This window comes from Allomuricauda sp. MMSF_3307 (genome assembly GCF_030733585.1).
Classification (GTDB): Bacteria; Bacteroidota; Bacteroidia; order Flavobacteriales; family Flavobacteriaceae; genus Flagellimonas.
This window is the reverse complement of sequence record NZ_JASHIQ010000002.1, coordinates 144,408-163,180: the sequence shown is the minus strand read 5'-3', so window position 1 is coordinate 163,180 and position 18,773 is coordinate 144,408. Positions and strand designations below refer to the sequence as shown.

Below are 18,773 nucleotides of genomic sequence, written 5' to 3'. Positions count from 1 at the left end.
CTCATGAATCTACTCACGGTCGAAAACATATCAAAATCCTATGGAGAGCTGGTGCTCTTCTCAGATATTTCCTTTGGAATCAACAAAGACCAAAAAATAGCCCTTATCGCCAAAAATGGTAGCGGAAAAACATCCATTCTCAATATCATGTCGGGGAAGGACACCTCCGAAACCGGACAGGTCACCACTCGAAAGGGCATCAAAATCTCTTTTTTGGAACAGGAACCCGACCTGAACCCGAATTTGACCATTGAACAGACCATTTTTACCACCGACAACGAGATCCTGAAGGTGATCGCCGCTTATGAAAAGGCGGTGGAGAACCCGGACAACACCACCCAATACCAAAAGGCCTTTGAGGCCATGGAGCGACTTAATGCCTGGGATTTTGAAACACAGTACAAACAAATTCTTTTCCAGTTGCAGCTTTCTGACCTTAATGCGAAGGTAAGCACCCTTTCCGGAGGGCAAAAAAAGCGATTGGCACTGGCCAATGCGCTGCTCAACAAACCCGACCTATTGATTCTGGACGAGCCGACCAACCATCTGGACCTTGAAATGATCGAATGGTTGGAAGCCTATTTTGCCAAGGAAAGCATTACCCTTTTTATGGTAACCCACGACCGCTATTTTTTGGATCGGGTGTGCAACGAAATATTGGAACTGGACAACAACCAACTCTACACCTACAAAGGCAACTATTCCTACTATTTGAACGAAAAAGAGGCCCGTATGGAGCGTGAGGCCGTGGAGCAGCAAAAAACCAAAATGCTGTACAAAAAAGAGTTGGAATGGATGCGCAGGCAACCCAAAGCACGTACCACCAAGTCCAAATCGCGTATTGATGACTTTGCCGAAATCAAACAACGGGCCCATCAACGTCGCAAGGACCACGAAGTGCAGTTAGAACTGAACATGGAACGTTTGGGAAGCAAGATTTTGGAGCTTCACAATATCTCCAAATCCTACGGGGACAAAACCATTCTGAACAAATTCGATTACAATTTCACCAAAGGTGAACGTGTGGGCATTATCGGAAAAAATGGAACAGGGAAATCCACCTTTTTGAATATCATTACCCAACAGGAAAGTGTAGAAGGTGGTAAAGTGGTGGTCGGGGACACCGTAAAATTTGGTTACTATACCCAAAAGGGAATCCCTGATAAAGAAGGTCAAAAAGTAATCGATGTCATCCGTGAGTTCGGCGATTACATCCCTTTGAAAAAGGGCAGGCAAATCTCCGCGCAGCAATTGTTGGAGCGTTTTCTGTTCGATAGGAAAAAACAATACGATTTTGTGGAAAAACTGAGTGGCGGGGAACGCAAGCGGCTTTACTTGTGTACCGTGCTCATTCAAAATCCCAACTTTTTGATTCTAGATGAACCTACCAACGATTTGGACATTGTTACCCTGAATGTGCTCGAAAGCTTTTTGTTGGATTTTCCGGGCTGCTTGATCGTGGTTTCCCACGACCGCTATTTTATGGACAAAATCGTGGACCACCTGTTTGTATTTCGGGGAGAGGGCATTATCGAGGATTTCCCAGGAAATTATTCGGATTACAGGGTGTACGAGAGTAGCAAGGTCATCGAGGAACGGGAAAACAAGACCACTACCTCCGAAAAGACCGAAAATAATTGGCGGGACACCAGCGGTGGAAAACTTTCCTATTCCGAGCAAAAAGAGTACAAACAGTTGGAAAAGGACATTCAAAAATTAGAGGAAAAGAAAGAGGCTCTACAACACAAGTTCACCGACCCCGATTTGGACGGCGATGCCATTGCCAAACTCTCCATCGAGCTCAAGGAAGTTACCGATGCCATAGAGGAAAAAACGGAACGCTGGTTCGAGCTTTCTTCCATTTTAGAAGGATAGCCATGTGGTTCCGATTCGTTTCATATCTGAAATTTTTAATGGTTTCCACCAACCAACACGGTGTGCACTCCCCTTTTGTGTTCCGTTATGTAACGCAGTGTCTCTATTCCAAAAAGAAGATGCACAAAAACAGGAGCATCAATGTATTGCTCAAAACCATTGCGTACTTCGGTTTTGAAAAAGTCAGTATCAAAAATAGAACGCAAGTAAAAGAGCTCGTCCAACAAACCTTTCCTAAAATTCAATTTGATGGGTATCCCTGCGACCTGCTTTTTGTAGATAAATTGGGCAGTGGAACCTTTCAGCAGGTACTTTCCGAAGGAAAATTGCATAACGACAGTATTATTTTAGTGGATTCCATTCACCGAACAGCGGAAGATCTGGAACATTGGAACCGTTTGATAGCCCTCCCAGAAATAACGGTGAGCATCGATATGTTTCATTGCGGCCTGTTGTCCATCCGACGGGAACAGGTAAAAGAACATTTCAGGATTCGGATATAAAACGGTAATTTTAGGGTATGGAAAATGTAGCATCAGATAACACCATTTGGTACGTATTGGGCGTTTTGGGCCTTATTTATTTGATTATTTTGTTCCGTAACAAGAAAGCGACCAAACGCAGAAGGTCCCGAAAGTTCATGGAAGGCAAACGCCAACATAAGAAAAACAATGGACAATGAACAATTGACAATGACCAATAAGCAAGAATCATTTGAACAACTTCAACTTTTATTGATTATTGAGAAGTGAACATTGATAACTGATACTATGAAGATATACACCAAGACTGGCGATAAGGGCACCACAGCATTATTTACCGGAACCCGAGTACCCAAGCACCACGCCCGTATAGAAAGTTACGGTACCATGGATGAGCTCAACTCTCATTTAGGTTTGCTTCGCGATCAGAATATCGACGAGCATTCCAAAAAAACACTCACCCTGATCCAAGAAAAGCTATTTACCGTCGGTTCCATATTGGCCACGGAGCCCAAAAAGGACAATAGATTAAAGATTCCTCGCATCAGTTCAGAAGATATTGAGTTTTTGGAGCAAGAAATGGATAGCATGAACGAAGAACTACCAGAAATGACACATTTTATCCTTCCCGGTGGTCACACCACCGTGTCATACTGTCATATCGCCAGGACCGTTTGCCGTCGAGGCGAGCGAATGATTTCCTATCTACATGAAAATGAACCGGTTCCAGATAGCGTTTTGTCGTACATCAACCGACTTTCGGATTATTTGTTCGTACTGGCACGCAAGTTGTCAAAGGATTTGAAAGCCCAAGAGGTCAAATGGATTCCAGAGAAGTTGGACTGATAAAATCACTTTTTTGACCCAAATGTTTTGTCAACAATAAAATAATTTTTAAATAATACTGTTTTTACTTGGCAAATTGGGTTTAAAAATTATTTTTGCAAAAAATTTAAAATCAAACCGTTACTATGTACTGGACTTTAGAATTAGCTTCATATTTAAGTGATGCGCCTTGGCCAGCAACCAAAGACGAGCTGATAGATTACGCCATTCGTACAGGAGCACCGTTGGAAGTTGTAGAGAATTTACAATCTATGGAAGAAGAGGGTGGCGAAATATACGAGTCGATTGAAGAAATCTGGCCCGACTATCCTACCGAGGAAGATTACCTCTGGAACGAGGATGAATATTAGAATTGAAACACATAAACCACGTTAAAAAGTCTCTTTTGAGGCTTTTTTTTATGTAATTTTGACAGCCTAGCGAAAGATTTTCATCGCAATCCCATCGATGGAACAACTTTTGACAATCAATAGAAAACATATTTCATGAGTTTTATTAATTCCGTACTAAAGGTATTTGTAGGAGACAAATCGGAGAAGGATGTGAAATCCCTGCAGCCTTTGGTGAAAGAAATCAAATCCTTTGAGCAGCAGCTGGAAGGATTGTCACATGACGAACTGAGACAGAAAACAGCCGAATTCAAGGCCCGAATAGCCGAAGACTGCAAAGAAATCAATGACAAAATAGCCGAGTTACAGGCAGAGGTCGAAAACTCCAACGACATTGACCGGAACGAAGAAATTTATTCCGAAATCGACAAACTCAACGAGGAAGCCTACAAAATTTCGGAAAAAACCCTGAACGATATACTTCCAGAAGCCTTTGCCGTGGTCAAGGAAACCGCAAAACGATTTGCGGCCAACGAAACCCTAACGGTCACTGCAAGCGAATTTGATCGTATGCTATCCGGTGATAAGGATTATGTGACCTTGGAAGGCGACAAAGCAGTTTGGCAAAACTCATGGGATGCCGCAGGCAAGGAAGTGACCTGGGATATGGTGCATTACGATGTTCAGCTGATCGGTGGTATAGCCCTGCACCAAGGAAAAATTGCCGAAATGCAAACGGGTGAAGGTAAAACATTGGTAGCCACCCTCCCACTCTATTTGAACGCATTGGCAGGAAAAGGTGCCCACTTGGTAACGGTAAACGATTACCTCGCCAAAAGGGATAGCGCTTGGATGGCCCCTATTTTTGAGTTCCATGGACTTTCGGTGGACTGCATCGATAAGCACCGACCCAATTCCGATGGAAGAAGGGCCGCCTACAATGCCGATATTACCTACGGTACCAACAACGAGTTTGGTTTTGATTATCTGAGGGACAACATGGCCCACACTCCAGATGATCTAGTGCAACGTCCACACCATTACGCCATCGTGGATGAGGTGGATTCGGTTTTGATCGATGATGCTCGTACCCCTTTGATCATTTCGGGTCCGGTTCCAGAAGGTGACCGACATGAGTTCAACGAGCTAAAGCCCCAAGTTGCCGACATTGTACAAAAGCAACGCCAGCACTTGACAGGCGTATTGGCCGAGGCCAAAAAATTAATCAAGGAAGGCAACACCAAAGAAGGAGGCTTTCTTTTACTTCGCGTGCATCGCGGACTTCCCAAAAACAAGGCACTTATCAAGTTTTTGAGCGAAGAGGGCGTGAAGCAACTGCTTCAAAAGACCGAAAACTTTTACATGCAGGACAACAATAGGGAAATGCCGAAAGTGGACGAAGACCTATTGTTCGTTATCGATGAAAAGAACAACCAAATAGAGTTGACTGACAAAGGGGTGGAATACATCTCCGATGATCAGGACAAGGAATTCTTTGTGATGCCCGATATTGGAAGTGAGATCGCAAAAATCGAGAACCAAGGTCTGGAAATCGAAAAAGAAGCGGAGCTCAAAGAAGAACTATTCAAGGATTTTGCCGTTAAGAGCGAACGCATCCACACCATGACCCAATTGTTGAAAGCCTACACCCTCTTTGAAAAAGACGTGGAGTATGTGGTGATGAACAACAAGGTAATGATCGTGGATGAACAAACCGGTCGTATCATGGACGGGCGTCGATACTCCGATGGTCTCCACCAAGCCATTGAGGCCAAGGAGAACGTAAAAATCGAGGCGATGACCCAGACCTTTGCCACCATCACCCTTCAGAACTATTTTAGAATGTACAACAAGCTGTCCGGTATGACGGGTACAGCGGTGACAGAAGCAGGTGAATTTTGGGAAATCTATGAGTTGGACGTAATGGAAATCCCGACCAACCGACCCATCGCCCGTGACGACAGGCACGATTTGATCTACAAGACCAAACGCGAAAAATACAATGCCATCATAGACGAGGTTACCAAACTATCGCAGGCCGGTAGGCCCGTTTTGATTGGTACTACTTCTGTTGAAATTTCAGAGTTGCTGTCCAAATTGTTGAGCGTACGCAAAGTGCCGCACAACGTATTGAACGCAAAGCTCCACAAAAAAGAGGCGGATATCGTTGCCGAAGCTGGTAAGGCTGGAGTGGTGACCATCGCCACCAACATGGCCGGTAGGGGTACCGATATTAAATTGTCCCCAGAGGTGAAAGAAGCCGGTGGTTTGGCCATTATTGGTACGGAACGCCACGATTCCAGACGTGTGGACAGGCAGCTCAGAGGTCGTTCTGGACGTCAAGGAGACCCCGGTAGTTCCCAATTCTATGTCTCGCTGGAAGATAATTTGATGCGTTTGTTTGGATCGGACCGTGTGGCCAAAATGATGGACCGCATGGGCTTGGAAGAAGGTGAAGTAATCCAACACTCCATGATGACCAAATCCATAGAGCGTGCACAGAAAAAAGTAGAGGAAAACAACTTTGGTATCCGTAAGCGTTTGTTGGAATATGATGATGTGATGAACGCGCAGCGTGAGGTCATTTACAAACGAAGACGCCATGCTTTGGAAGGGGAACGCCTCAAAGTGGACATCGCAAACATGATCTACGATACCTGTGAGGCCATAGCCGAGACCAACAAAATGGCAGATGACTTCAAGAACTTCGAGTTTGAGCTCATTAAATACTTCTCCATTACATCACCGATAAGTGAGGAAGAGTTCAAAAGAATGAGTTTCCAGCAGATTGCCATGAAAATCAATGACGAGGCCTATGCTTTCTACAAGCAAAAGATGGAGCGTAGCGCCAGTGTGGCATTCCAGGTCATTAAAAAGGTATACGAGGACGAATCCAATAAATTCGAACGCATTGTGGTGCCTTTCACCGATGGTATCAAATCACTGAATGTGGTGACCAATTTGGAAAAGGCATACAATACCAATGGCAAGCAGTTGATTACCGATTTCGAGAAAAACATCACACTGGCGATTATTGATGATTCTTGGAAAACACACTTGCGCAAGATGGACGAGCTGAAACAATCCGTGCAATTGGCCGTCCATGAGCAAAAAGATCCTTTGCTCATCTATAAGTTTGAGGCTTTTGAGCTGTTCAAGGAAATGATGGACAAGGTGAACCGCGAGGTCATCTCTTTCCTTTTCAAAGGGGAATTGCCTTCCGAGAACACCAATCAAATCCAAGAAGCACGTGCGGCACGCCGTCCAAAGGAAAATCTTCAGACCACCAAGGAAGAAATTCCCAATAGCGACGAATTAGCGGCCCAGAATAGAGCTGCCGGTCAAACCCAAGGACAACGTCCACAGGTTACGGAAACCATTGTTCGGGAAAAACCGAAAATTGGTAGAAACGAGAGGGTAACCATTAAAAATGTAATGTCGGGCGAAAGCAAGACCGTGAAATATAAACAGGCCGAACCCTTAATAGACAAAGGGGAATGGGTACTGGTCAACGACTAGTGAAAGCCTTCAAAACACACAAAGTGGCAGTTATTATAGCTGCCACTTTTTTTATATCAAAAACATAATTAGATTTACAGCTTGAAACACCCCAACAAGCAGCTCTACCACACACCATTCAACCTATTTTGTGGTCAGGGCACATTCACGCGCAGCATATGAAAGTTCCTAGAAAGGATACATATCGATTACAAGATAAGATTGATTTGATACTCAAGGTAAACTACAATTCATCATTCTTTGCTGCCATTTTCGGATTGGTGTGCTATTTCTTTTTGCATATTGAAGGAGTGATTCCCTACACTTTTCTGGCGTATGCCTTTATCAATATAGTGAACACACTTTTGTACAAGCAACATCAAAAATTGGTGCTTACCTATAATTTAACCTCTATCCTATCCATGTTAGGGGCCGTGGTGATTACCATGTACAGTGGAGGTATCAAAAGTCCGTTCATTTTTGTTTTGGCCATTATTGTTTTTGCCGGATATGTCACCACCAAAGTTTTTGGCCAATTGTACCTCATTTTGAACCTTGCGGTACTCACCTTATTGTTCCTTTATGAAATCGGGGACTTTAAAATATCGCAGAACACCGTACCAGAAGCATCCCAAACCTGGTTTGCCTATTTGAGTGCAGTATTTGCCGTGTACCTTTTGGGAGGCGTTTTTGGGAAGAACTTGTTAAGGGCCCATCATAAATTGTACAAATCCCGCAACGAGATCCAACTCCGTATCGATGAAAAGGAAACCCTGTTAAAGGAAGTACACCATAGGGTCAAAAACAACCTACAGACCGTTTCCAGTCTGCTGAGCCTTCAATCGCGTTCCATTGACGACAGTAAGATCAGTAATATCATAAAAAGTAGCCAAAACCGGGTGGTATCCATGGCCATGGTACACGAAATGCTCTACAAGCGGGACGACTACCTTTCCAAAATTGAACTGGAACCTTATGTAAAGGAATTGTGCGATTATTTGGTGCGATCCGTAGAAGGAAGCGGTAGGGACGTTAAAGTGAACTTGGACATCAAAAACTACAAGTTGAGCATCGATACGGTGATTCCATTGGGGCTCATCATCAACGAAACCATTACCAACGCTTTAAAATACGGTATTGCCGAAGTACCGAACGGGGAAATCCATGTTTCCGTTGAGAAAATCAATGAAAACCGCTACAAAATGTATTTGGGCGACAATGGTATCGGGTATTCCGAGGAAATTAACCCTAAAACGTCCAATTCTTTAGGTTTAAAACTTATTTATAATCTAGCCAGGCAGTTGAGAGGCTCCATTACCCGTGACTACTCCAAAAAGGGGACCCACTACACCATCGAATTTGAGGAGGTAATCGAACAATTTAATTCTGTGGATAATTAAGACAAAAAAAGTCGGTGCAAAACACCGACCTTTATCAATACCTATTCCACTATAAACTTAAACTTCTAAAACTTTCTTTCCCGAAAAGAGAAAGCAATACTTGCCAAAACAAAGGCAGTACTTAAAAACAACACGGAAGGTATCAACATTTCCAACATCATATTAAGCTAGTTTAGCTCGGTCCTTCTTCGTTTTGAAAGAAAGCTCTTTTTTGATTCGTGAGTTCTTGAATTTGTACAATCTTGCGGTCTTTCTATCCTTTCTTACTTCATTGTTAATTTCAACCTTCAACTCAACACCCATGGCAATCGTTTCCACTTTAGCCTCTTTGGATAGATCCTGAGCAGAAGCCATGGTTCCGAAAAAAGTGATTGCGATAATGGTGAAAATTGTCTTCATTGTTCTGATTGTTTTACGATGTAAAATTAATTTCAGCGACAGCCCCAGCCCGATTTCCTTCGCTCAATGACGCCTTTCTTTCGGTGAATACATTTTTTTCGGGTGAAGTGTTTTTTATCCTCGACGAACGTTTTCGACCCCAAAAACAGCACACCGAAGGCATGTGCATTTCATCGATCATATCACTTTTGAAGGATATGTAACCTATTGAAGTTCAATAGATTATTTGTAAGAAAAGGATTATACTTTGTAAGGTTTATGTAGGAAATAACAACAACAATCCTCGTCTGTTGAATAAGATTGGAGAACGACATTGTCTCGATCAAATAGAAGCTTAACAAATTTTAACGGCCATCCGTGTAATAGTTGGTATCTTGATACAACTAAACAAGAAACTAAAATGAATACCGTGAAAACTCCATTTTTAATTCTACTGTTATTGGCATCCATTAGTTGCCAACCCAAAAACAAATCAAACAAAGAAGATGTTGCCAAAAGTGAACCGGCGGAAGCCCAATTGGAAACCAAATTAACGGCCGAGCAATTGCAGGATTACGAGACCGCCTATTTTGCCAGTGGATGCTTTTGGTGCGTGGAGGCCATTTTTGAAAGTGTCAAGGGCGTAAAAGAAGTCTATTCCGGATATGCCGGAGGCACCGAAAAAAATCCGACCTATGAGGAGGTTTCCTATGGAAGGACCACCCATGCAGAAGCCGTAAAGGTGTTTTATGACCCAGAGGTCATTTCTTTTACACAATTGGTTCAGGTATTCTTTGGTTCCCACGATCCCACCACCCTCAACAGACAAGGCCCTGATCGCGGTCCACAGTACCGTTCCATTGCCTTTTATAAAAATGATAAGGAAAAAAAGATCATCCAGGATTACATGAACAAGCTGGAAACCGAAAATGTGTATGGCGACCGTCCTATCGTAACGGAGGTGAAAGCTTTTGATACCTTCTACATGGCCGAAGAGTATCATCAAGACTATGAAAAACGTAATCCAAACAATAGTTACATCCGAAATGTTTCAATTCCCAGATTGAACCGTTTCAAAGAAAACTTTCAATCCTACCTAAAGGAAGATGCACATTAATGAAGTGGAGGTAGGTTGTTGCTTGTAGGAGAGAATGCCTATGAGGTTCGAGGTGGTTTTTGGGACTGGCTGTACAAGCTAGTTCTTAAGAACCACCTCGCTGTATTTGGAGTTGATCTTGATGGTTTTCCCATCTGTCTTGTTCAAATGGTAACCCGTATAGGCGTTGCCTCCATTCTTTTTGGTGGATGTCAACTTTAGGGATTTTGGATATTGAAAACCAGAAGTTGTCTCGTTCACCGAAATGGCATAGGGTGTTTCTGGAAGAACACAATCCAACTCCCCATTTTCCACCGAAATATCGATGGTTTGGAACCCATCGGAAACCTGGTCTATGCTCAAGGCACCAAAATTATTCATCACCAAGGCCTTGCCCACTACTTTTCCAATGACCACATTGGACGATACCGAATTCAACCGCAGCTCCTTCACCTCCTTTAAACTGACTTTATCCGAATAATCGGCACTGAGTCTACCATAGTTCCAGTTCTGCACCACTACCGGGGAGTAAGAGACCCGGATATCGGTGTTGGCACCTTCGATGGTAGAAGCAAGCAAGCTTGCGTAGGACAAGCTTGCATTGATGTTTTTGGTGTTTTCGGCAAGTTTCACCTCACCGTGCCTCACGTTCATGTTCAATTTAATGTACTTGGGCATTTTAATGATGATTCGCTTTTTGACCTTGTATTCCTTATGTTTTCCATCAGAAGAAAAATAGAACACATTGGGGCTTCCGTGTATGGTCCTGGCCTCTTCCCGTAGTTGTTTTCTGAGTTCCGCCTGTTCGCTTCTGAGCTCTTCCCTTTGGGCACGAAGTTCTTCGCGCTGCTCCCTCAATTGTTCGTGCATTTCCTCGCGCACCTTTTCACGCTCTTCACGGAGTTTGTCACGTTCTCCTTTCATCTCTTCCCTTCGGGCTTCGCGCTCTTCGGCCATCTTCTCCATTTCTTTGCCCCATTTTTCAAAGCGCTCCTTATATTCCTTATCAAAGGTTTTCTCAAACTCCTTTTGCCACTCCTTCATATATTTCTCACCGTCCTTTTTATACGCATCATAATCAAACTCAATGGGCGGCAGGGGCGGCAAAGGTGGCATGGAAGGCATTACGGCAATTTCTGGCAGCACAATCTCAGGGATTTCCACACTGGCCATAATTTCCGCTACCGATGGCATATCGGGAACACCAATATTTACCGTGTTGAAGTCAAAGGAATAAGGTGATGCCCCTTTGGTACTGACCTCGATTTCCTTGCTATTTCCCATAATCTTTACCAAATCCCTATCAAAATAGGAATCGGCCTCCTTTTGACCCACCCCATCCAACTCGATGATGGCGGTGATTTCCACTTCGTCCTTGTTCCATGTTTGGAACTCAATGTCAGCATAACTGGTCGTGATGTTCAACTCCGTGTCCTTGTTGACATTGAAAGTTTCTTTGTAGGTTTTGGACTTTTGTTGTGCCATACCGGTAAAACCGACGAGCACAAGCAGCAATCCACTACACCATATTTGATGATTCCTGTTCATTTTTTGATGATTTTAATTGATTTAACTTTGATTTTAATTTTTGCAACAACTGCAACCGTAGCTGTAGGTTGTTCACCAAGGCACTGATGGTCTGGTCGTTGGGACCCAATTCGTTCAGTTCTTGGTTCAATCGTTGGTATTCTTGATTCAGTTCGGCCAAACGTTCCATATAACTGTCCACCAATTCCTTGTTCCCAGGGTCGTCGGCCAAATCGGACAATTGTAGGTTGATGTTGGTCGTATAATAGGTTTCTATTTTTTTAAGGTCTGGGGACAAATCACCCAAGGAAATACCCTGTGACTCCCCACTAGGATTGTTCCTGTCCACTACCGTTACTTTTTCATCGGGCAAAGGAGTATCCGAACTAGAGAAATAGTAGATGGACAGTCCAAGCACTACAACAACCGAGGCTGCTATCTGCATCCAAAGGGAAAACACCTTTTGTTTTGGAGGGTTTTTAGGGAGTTCCTGCTCCAACTTGGCAAAGAACCGGTCCTCATGTCCCTCTTTCATGGTAAAACCTTGCTCCTTCCTTTCCTTTTCAAACAATTTTCTAAGATCACGTGCCATAAGCCAAATCCTTTAATTTTTCTTTCAGTTGTGCCTTTCCTCTTAAGAGCCTCGTTCTGGATGTTGTTTCCGTTATGTCCAGAATTTCGGAAATCTCACTGTGGTCGTATCCTTCCACCAGAAACAATTGCACTACATATTTATATTTTGGTGCCAGTTCGTCGATGGCTTCCTTGACCTGATCCATGGAGATGCCTTCTTCCACAGACCAGTCATCATCGGCGGCAACTTGCATATAATTTTCGTTTAACTCTACCGTTCGTTGGTGTTTCGACTTTAAAAAGTCGATACTCCCATTCACCACTATACGTTTCAACCAAGCCCCGAACGTGACATCCCCCTTAAACTGCTCAATCCGCTGAAACGCCTTTATGAACGAATCCTGCAACACATCTTCGGCATCATCAGAATTTTTAAGGAACCGCATGGCCACACAGAACATCCCATCGCAATACTGACGGTACAGTTTCATTTGTGCATGACGGTCGTTTGCCTTGCACTGCTCTACAAGCTCAATATGGAGCGCACTTGGTTCTATGTTCGGTTTTTTTAGTGGTTCTGTACTAAGGACGATGCAAAAAACACAACGTTGCAAATTAGGTAGTTTTTGGCGTATTTTTAACAAAAAAAGCCCCGCTGTACATCACAACGGGGCTCATTTTTAATAGGTTATGCTATTTATTCGTCCAACATTAAGTTTAAGTGAACGGTGATATTATCGCGGGTAGCCTTGCTATATGGGCACATTTCGTGGGCTTCCTTGATAATGGTCTCCCCCATTTCCTGATCTACCGTAGGCAAATAAGTATCCAAGGTCACTTCCAAGAAAAAACCATCCTCTTCCTTATTGAAGGCCACAATGGCAGTTACATTAAAATCCCCAAGGTCGTCAATATTGTGATTTTTGGCCACGGCCTGCACGGCACCGGCATAGCAGGTGGAATAGGCTGCCGCAAAGAGTTCTTCGGGATTGGTGGATTTTGGGTCCGGTTTTCCTTTGGAATTGGGCATACTTATCGGAAAATCCAAAACACCGTCCTCACTCTTTACATGTCCTGACCTTCCGCCCGTATTGGTGGCCTGAGCCTCAAAAATAGTCTTCATCTTTTAACTGTTTATAGGTTCATAAAAATCGGTTCGTTCAATACGACCGATTGCTGACCGAATAAGGTACCAATTTGTAAGCGGAAGTGTGGAGAAATGGATATTAAATTTTTGTGAAATGGAAATATGGAAAAAGTATGGATTTGTCGCCCCATAGAATCAAACCCGTAAAATCTTTATAAATTCGTATAAACCGATGAATCCCTTTGGCAGACGATAACAAAACACCCGAAAACACCATTTCCAAGATCAAGGCACTCCGAAAACAGGAACTTTCGGCAGATGCGTTGGCTCAAGGAATATTTGATGGAAACAAAGCCATGCTGGCCAAGGCCATCACGCTTTTGGAGAGCACCAAACCGGAACATACAGAAAAAGCCAACGCGGTTATCGAAAAATGTCTGTCCAAGCCCAGTCAAAGCATTCGTTTGGGTATCACAGGCGTTCCCGGAGTCGGCAAAAGTTCGTTCATCGAAACCTTGGGCAAAACCTTGACCGAACAAGGCAACAAAGTGGCCGTTTTGGCCGTGGACCCGACCAGCTCGTTGAGCAAGGGAAGCATTTTGGGCGACAAAACCCGAATGGAGACCTTGGCAAAGGACCCGAATGCCTTTATCCGTCCGTCCCCTTCCGGTAGCTCTTTGGGCGGGGTGGCACAAAAAACCCGAGAAAGCATCATGCTTTGCGAGGCTGCAGGGTATAATGTGATTTTAGTGGAAACGGTCGGTGTGGGCCAAAGCGAAATTGCCGTCCATAGCATGGTCGATTTTTTTCTGCTGCTGAAATTATCGGGAGCGGGAGACGAACTGCAGGGCATCAAAAGGGGCATTATGGAGATGGCCGACGCCATTGCCATCAACAAAGCGGATGGCAGCAACAAGGAGCACGCGCAATTGGCCGTAACTGAATTTTCAAGGGCCTTGCACCTGTATCCTCCCAAAGCCAATGGTTGGATACCTAAAGTGAAGAAATGCTCTGCGGTAGAGAACACCGGAATCATAGAAATTTGGGAAATGGTACAACGTTTTGTGTCGCACACCAAGGAAAACGGTTTTTTTGAAAAGAACAGGCAGCAACAGAACAAGAATTGGTTCCTTCAGACCGTGGATGAATATATAAAGCAATTTTTCCATCAAAAAGAAACCTTTAAAAAGGAACAGGCCAAACTATTGACGGATATCGAATCACACAAAATCTCCCCCTTTTATGCCGCAAAACTCCTGTTGGACAAGATTACCAAGGAACTTTAAATAAAAGCGATAAATTTGCACAGATTTTATACCGAATGAGCACCGTTACCGATTCCCTGTTATCCATAGTGGTTCCTTTGTACAACGAGGAGGACAATGTGGTTCTTTTGACCCAGAAGATCAACGAAAGTCTGGAAGGGTACAACTACCAAATTGTATATGTGGATGACTTTTCCACGGACAAAACGCGCATCAAGGTCAAGGAAATGGACGATAAGAGAGTCCACTTGATCGAACTCAAAAAAAATTATGGCCAAAGTTTGGCCCTCGCTGCCGGAATTGACTATGCCGAAGGTGAATACATCATCACTATGGACGGTGATTTGCAAAACGATCCCTCCGATATTCCGGGCATGCTGGAATATGCAATTGGTGAAGAATATGATCTGGTCACCGGAATACGTCAAAAACGGAAAGACTCGCTTGTTAAAAAAATACCCTCCAAAATCGCCAACTTTTTGGTGCGCAGGGTAACCAAATTGGACATTAAGGACAATGGTTGCGCCCTCAAGGTATTTACCAAGGATATTGCCAAAAGCCTAAACCTTTATGGGGAAATGCACCGTTTTATTACGCTTTTGGCCCATTTGGAAGGCGCACAGATCAAACAAGTCCCCGTAAGGCACCATGCCAGGCACGCAGGAGTTTCCAAATATGGGTTGGAGCGTGTTTTTAAGGTAGTGGCCGATATGATGCTGTTGCTCTTTATTCGAAAATATTTCCAACGGCCCATTCACTTGTTCGGAATTTTTGGAGTGTTGCTGGTAATCCTTGGAATTTTGATCAATGTGTACCTATTGATTGTCAAACTCGGCTTTGGACAGGATATCGGTACCCGGCCATTGCTAATTTTCGGGATGATGTTTATTGTGGGGGGAATCCAATTGTTTACCATCGGCATTGTAATGGAACTCTTGATCCGTACCTACTACGAATCCCAGCAAAAACGTCCGTATCGCATCAAAAAAATCAGCATAGGTGACGGAAAAGCTGCGTAAAAAAGGAATCACTGCCCTAAAAATTGCAATAAGTGCAGTGCTGATCTACTTTATTTTCACCAAAATAGAGCTGAAAGATGTACTCCAAACACTAAAAAAAAGCGACCCACTCTACTTATCCTTGGCCGTGCTGTTTTTTGTGTTGTCGAAGGTAATTTCGGCCATTCGGACCAACTTATATTTTCATCAAATTGGAGCGCCCCTTACGCAATGGAGCAATCTAAAATTATCCCTGTTGGGGATGTTCTATAACCTGTTTTTGCCAGGTGGAATTGGCGGTGATGCGTACAAAGGCTACGTCGTCCAAAGAGAATATCAACCGGGAACCAAAAAAGTGGTGTCGAGCATACTCTTAGATCGGTTGAGCGGTATGCTCCTGCTTTTTGTGTATGCCTGCTTGCTGGCCATACTATCCAAAAACGCTTTTTTTCAAAAGTTTTACGGCCTATTTATAGCTGCGATTCCCCTGAGCATTGTGGTGTTCTGGTTCGTGAATAAGACCTTTTTCACATCGGTTCTACCCGTTTTTTGGAAATCCTTGGGGTTTTCGGCCATGGTACAAATGGCTCAGCTCATCAGTGTTTTGTTTATTCTGAAGGCCTTGTCCGTTAGTTTGGACACCGTCGAGTACTTGTTTGTATTTCTGATTTCTTCCATTGTATCGGTCATTCCTTTGACCATTGGAGGTATTGGAAGTCGGGAAGTCACTTTTTTATATGGTGCCAAATGGTTGGGGTTGGATGAAAGCACGTCCATTGGGGTCAGTTTTGCTTTCTTTTCGATTACCGCCCTGATTTCTCTTTTTGGAGTCATCTATCATTTTAAAAAGCCAAAACTGGAATCAGTAGCTTAGTCCAAGTGCACCAAATGCATTTGGTTCAATTTTTCTTCCCTCGTGTTCGGATTCAAAAATTTGATCTGCAATCGGGTAATTCGGAATTGATCCACCGTAATCTGATCATCCCAAGCCACACCTTTTTGCTTCAGCTTCTGCAATTCATCATCCGTGGCATAGACCCAAACATCACTTTTATTGGCAATGTCGTCCAGCGAGGTGATTTTAACCGGTTTTTTGTTATAAAAATCCAACGACCATGAATAGCGTTCCGAAATCTTGTAGATCCTGTCCACTGGAATCTGTTTCTCTTCAACTATGGCAGCCATATTGGAGCCACCTTGGTATTCGAGCAGTTTGGGGTAAAAATGGGCATTCATAAATCCATTCAACAGTACCGAGCTCCATAAAGCAACCGTAGCAATTTTTGGATATGGAGTATCTTTTTGTAGGATGATGTAACCAACCGTACCAATGGCCAGAAGCAACAGCGCATAACCGTACCAATGTTCCAATTGGAACACTAAAAAACTGATTAATACCATAAAGATGACCACCAACCCCAATATAAAATATTGGATGCCCAGAATCACCTTTGCCATTTTCTTTTGTTCCTTTTGATGCAGCATATATAAAAATCCTGCCGACAAGATTGCGTACAGTGGCATGAGGATGTTCATGTAGTGGGGCAGTTTGAACTGGGCAAAACTGATGAGGAGGAACAAAATCGAAATTCCGCCCACGGTCAAAAATTCCAAATTCGGACGGTAGGCGAACTTGACCTTCCAAAAGGCCTTGACCTTCATCCAATACCCCAATAAGGCGAGTACGGTCCACGGGAGGAACACCCACAAAAACGTATGGAAGAAAAAGAAAAAGTCGCTACTGTTCTTCCCTATCCCCTCTCCGCTCATCCGTTCGAAGCTCTGCTCCCAAAAAATAAAAAAAATACCACTGCGGTTGTCCTTTCCGCGAATCACTTTCTCGGGGTGCAAATCAAATTGATGGTAATAGGCGTACAGCATGGGCGAAATGGTCAACGCGAATACCAAAATCGCCACAACAACCTTCCAATGTAGCAATGATTGCCACTTTCGGGTATAGGCCAAATGACAGAGCAGCGATATCCCGATGACCACCAAGGCTATCTGCCCTTTGGTGGAAAAGGCAATGCCTGCCCCAAAGGCACCTAGAGCGATGCTTTTTAGGGTATTTTTCTCTACATAGGTAACCAGTTGCCAAATGGAGAAAATGGCAAATCCAGTCAAAACAGCATCGGTACGTACATCGATATTGGCCAATACGATGGTTTGGGCCGTCATAAAAATCAAAGAGGCCAATCGTCCCACCTCCTTGTTATACAATAATTTTCCCAGGCCGTAGCAGCTGTAGGCCCCCAATAAGGTCGACAAAATACCGGGAATACGGTATGCCCAATCGTGGATACCGAACAATTTGTACGAAAGTGCGGCCAACCAATAATGCATGTGGGGCTTATCCAGATACTCTTCGGGCCCCTTGAACAGGCTTAAAAAATCATTTTCCTGCACCATGCGCATCGCCATTACGGCAAATTGGGCCGAATCGTTTTCCATTAAGGTGACGAACATCCCAATGATGTACACCAATACAATCAGTGCCAAGTAAAACCAGTATCGCGTGGTGGATATCATACCCCTGTTTTTTGGAAAGCAAATATAGCCAACTTGGCCCATAACCACCCGAACAGGGAACCTACCAAAGCGCCGGTAAGCACATCCAACGGATAGTGTACGCCGATGTAAATTCGGCTATAGGCCACCACACCGGCCCAAAGCAACAACACCCAAGAAATGTACTTTACCTTGTTCCTGAACATCACCGTAAAGTAAATAGCGGGACCAAACGAATTGGCTGCATGGGCGGAAAAATATCCAAATTGCCCGCCACAATAGCTTTTCACCAAGCGCATGACTGGACTTACTTCTGGGTCGTGGCAAGGCCGCAATCGACCTACGCCATATTTAAAAAAGTTGGATAGTTGGTCCGTACAGGTAATCAGCAGGGCAATGGAAAGCAGAACAATTCCGGTTCCTTTCCAGCCAAAGTTTCGATATGACAAATAGAGCAGTAACAAATAAAGTGGCGCGGAATTTCGGGTGGTGGTCATGAACATCCAAAAGCCGTCCCAAGTTTCGGTTCCCAATCCGTTGAGAAACAAAAACAGTTCCTTATCGTATTGCAGTAGTTGCTCCAGCATCAAGAATCGTATCTGGAGACTTCCCGATCATAAAACGCGGTAGCGGCCTCGATCAAGCTTTCCGCTTCTTCCATCAAATCGGCCTCGTCCTCCTTGGAGAACTCTTCCATCCATTCCACCTCATCATTTTCCAAATTGATGATAAAACGTGGGTATTCGGTATGAACGATAAAAATGGCCTCGGGATGATCTGTATTGTCGGCCAATAAAAATTTAGGTAGTTCCATGTGCTCGTATTTTGATTCCCAATATGAAATCTAATATTTTATATTTTTCAATGCGTCATGTTGAACTTGTTTCAACATCTCATATAGATTTTTCAAT

At 43.7% G+C, this 18,773-nt stretch carries 19 protein-coding genes; 11 read left to right on the top strand and 8 right to left on the bottom strand.

The annotated features are described in order from the left end of the window. The first annotated feature begins 3 nt into the window (after positions 1-3). The 7 genes from RBB12_RS05130 to RBB12_RS05100 all read left to right on the top strand — a co-directional run bounded on the left by RBB12_RS05130 (position 4) and on the right by RBB12_RS05100 (position 8,430). Positions 4-1,875 (top strand): ABC-F family ATP-binding cassette domain-containing protein, encoded by a 1,872-nt coding sequence (locus RBB12_RS05130; RefSeq protein WP_293288008.1) that lies wholly within the window; start codon positions 4-6, stop codon positions 1,873-1,875. A gap of 38 nt (positions 1,876-1,913) precedes the next feature. After that, positions 1,914-2,378: a hypothetical protein gene (locus RBB12_RS05125; RefSeq protein WP_306013340.1), complete on the top strand. Its 465-nt coding sequence runs from the start codon at positions 1,914-1,916 to the stop codon at positions 2,376-2,378. 17 nt (positions 2,379-2,395) lie between these two features. Beyond that, a complete protein-coding gene (locus RBB12_RS05120) occupies positions 2,396-2,557 on the top strand; it encodes a hypothetical protein (protein ID WP_306013341.1) in 162 nt (53 codons plus the stop codon). Positions 2,558-2,645: 88 nt separating this feature from the next. After that, positions 2,646-3,203 carry a cob(I)yrinic acid a,c-diamide adenosyltransferase gene (locus RBB12_RS05115; protein WP_306013342.1) on the top strand — a complete coding sequence of 186 codons (558 nt, stop codon included), beginning with the start codon at positions 2,646-2,648 and terminating at the stop codon, positions 3,201-3,203. Positions 3,204-3,328: 125 nt separating this feature from the next. Then, complete coding sequence (locus tag RBB12_RS05110; RefSeq protein ID WP_013551418.1) at positions 3,329-3,553, top strand: DUF2795 domain-containing protein; 225 nt, start codon at positions 3,329-3,331, stop codon at positions 3,551-3,553. 135 nt (positions 3,554-3,688) lie between these two features. Beyond that, complete coding sequence (gene secA / locus RBB12_RS05105) at positions 3,689-7,051, top strand: preprotein translocase subunit SecA (RefSeq protein ID WP_306013343.1); 3,363 nt, start codon at positions 3,689-3,691, stop codon at positions 7,049-7,051. A 158-nt stretch (positions 7,052-7,209) separates the two neighbouring features. Further along, positions 7,210-8,430, top strand: coding sequence for a sensor histidine kinase (locus RBB12_RS05100; protein ID WP_293284550.1), 1,221 nt, complete (start codon positions 7,210-7,212; stop codon positions 8,428-8,430). 162 nt (positions 8,431-8,592) lie between these two features. Here the strand turns inward: RBB12_RS05100 and RBB12_RS05095 are convergent, their stop codons facing one another. Beyond that, the gene (locus RBB12_RS05095; protein ID WP_293284548.1) at positions 8,593-8,829 is read right to left on the bottom strand and encodes a hypothetical protein; all 237 of its coding nucleotides are present in this window, start codon (positions 8,827-8,829) and stop codon (positions 8,593-8,595) included. 400 nt (positions 8,830-9,229) lie between these two features. On the opposite strand from RBB12_RS05095, the gene msrA reads away from it, so the two are divergent. Next, complete coding sequence (gene msrA / locus RBB12_RS05090) at positions 9,230-9,925, top strand: peptide-methionine (S)-S-oxide reductase MsrA (RefSeq protein ID WP_179384192.1); 696 nt, start codon at positions 9,230-9,232, stop codon at positions 9,923-9,925. Between the two features lie 78 nt (positions 9,926-10,003). Here the strand turns inward: msrA and RBB12_RS05085 are convergent, their stop codons facing one another. From RBB12_RS05085 to RBB12_RS05070, 4 genes are all read right to left on the bottom strand, one after another. Continuing rightward, positions 10,004-11,452 carry a hypothetical protein gene (locus RBB12_RS05085; RefSeq protein ID WP_306013344.1) on the bottom strand — a complete coding sequence of 483 codons (1,449 nt, stop codon included), beginning with the start codon at positions 11,450-11,452 and terminating at the stop codon, positions 10,004-10,006. Then, positions 11,424-12,023: a hypothetical protein gene (locus RBB12_RS05080; RefSeq protein WP_306013345.1), complete on the bottom strand. Its 600-nt coding sequence runs from the start codon at positions 12,021-12,023 to the stop codon at positions 11,424-11,426. The genes RBB12_RS05085 and RBB12_RS05080 overlap by 29 nt, the downstream gene beginning before the upstream one ends. Continuing rightward, on the bottom strand, positions 12,013-12,561 hold the full coding sequence (locus tag RBB12_RS05075; RefSeq protein WP_293288032.1) for an RNA polymerase sigma factor: 549 nt from the start codon (positions 12,559-12,561) through the stop codon (positions 12,013-12,015). The genes RBB12_RS05080 and RBB12_RS05075 overlap by 11 nt, the downstream gene beginning before the upstream one ends. 140 nt (positions 12,562-12,701) lie before the next feature. Further along, complete coding sequence (locus RBB12_RS05070) at positions 12,702-13,127, bottom strand: Ohr family peroxiredoxin (protein WP_306013346.1); 426 nt, start codon at positions 13,125-13,127, stop codon at positions 12,702-12,704. A 206-nt stretch (positions 13,128-13,333) separates the two neighbouring features. On the opposite strand from RBB12_RS05070, the gene meaB reads away from it, so the two are divergent. From meaB to RBB12_RS05055, 3 genes are read left to right on the top strand one after another with little or no spacing between them, the layout of a single operon-like run. Then, complete coding sequence (gene meaB, locus RBB12_RS05065) at positions 13,334-14,377, top strand: methylmalonyl Co-A mutase-associated GTPase MeaB (RefSeq protein ID WP_306013347.1); 1,044 nt, start codon at positions 13,334-13,336, stop codon at positions 14,375-14,377. A gap of 35 nt (positions 14,378-14,412) precedes the next feature. Continuing rightward, positions 14,413-15,375: a glycosyltransferase family 2 protein gene (locus RBB12_RS05060; protein WP_306013348.1), complete on the top strand. Its 963-nt coding sequence runs from the start codon at positions 14,413-14,415 to the stop codon at positions 15,373-15,375. Continuing rightward, positions 15,356-16,228 (top strand): lysylphosphatidylglycerol synthase transmembrane domain-containing protein, encoded by an 873-nt coding sequence (locus tag RBB12_RS05055; protein WP_306013349.1) that lies wholly within the window; start codon positions 15,356-15,358, stop codon positions 16,226-16,228. Before RBB12_RS05060 ends, RBB12_RS05055 begins: the two co-directional genes overlap by 20 nt. Here RBB12_RS05055 and RBB12_RS05050 read toward each other — a convergent pair. The 3 genes from RBB12_RS05050 to RBB12_RS05040 are packed head-to-tail and all read right to left on the bottom strand — an operon-like array spanning position 16,225 to position 18,676. Then, positions 16,225-17,883 (bottom strand): glycosyltransferase family 39 protein, encoded by a 1,659-nt coding sequence (locus tag RBB12_RS05050; protein WP_306013350.1) that lies wholly within the window; start codon positions 17,881-17,883, stop codon positions 16,225-16,227. The two genes, RBB12_RS05055 and RBB12_RS05050, sit on opposite strands and share 4 nt — an antisense overlap. Continuing rightward, positions 17,880-18,449 (bottom strand): phosphatase PAP2 family protein, encoded by a 570-nt coding sequence (locus RBB12_RS05045; protein ID WP_306013351.1) that lies wholly within the window; start codon positions 18,447-18,449, stop codon positions 17,880-17,882. Before RBB12_RS05045 ends, RBB12_RS05050 begins: the two co-directional genes overlap by 4 nt. Continuing rightward, positions 18,449-18,676, bottom strand: a complete 228-nt coding sequence (locus tag RBB12_RS05040; RefSeq protein ID WP_306013352.1) for a hypothetical protein — start codon at positions 18,674-18,676, stop codon at positions 18,449-18,451. The genes RBB12_RS05045 and RBB12_RS05040 overlap by 1 nt, the downstream gene beginning before the upstream one ends. Positions 18,677-18,773 lie beyond the last annotated feature (97 nt).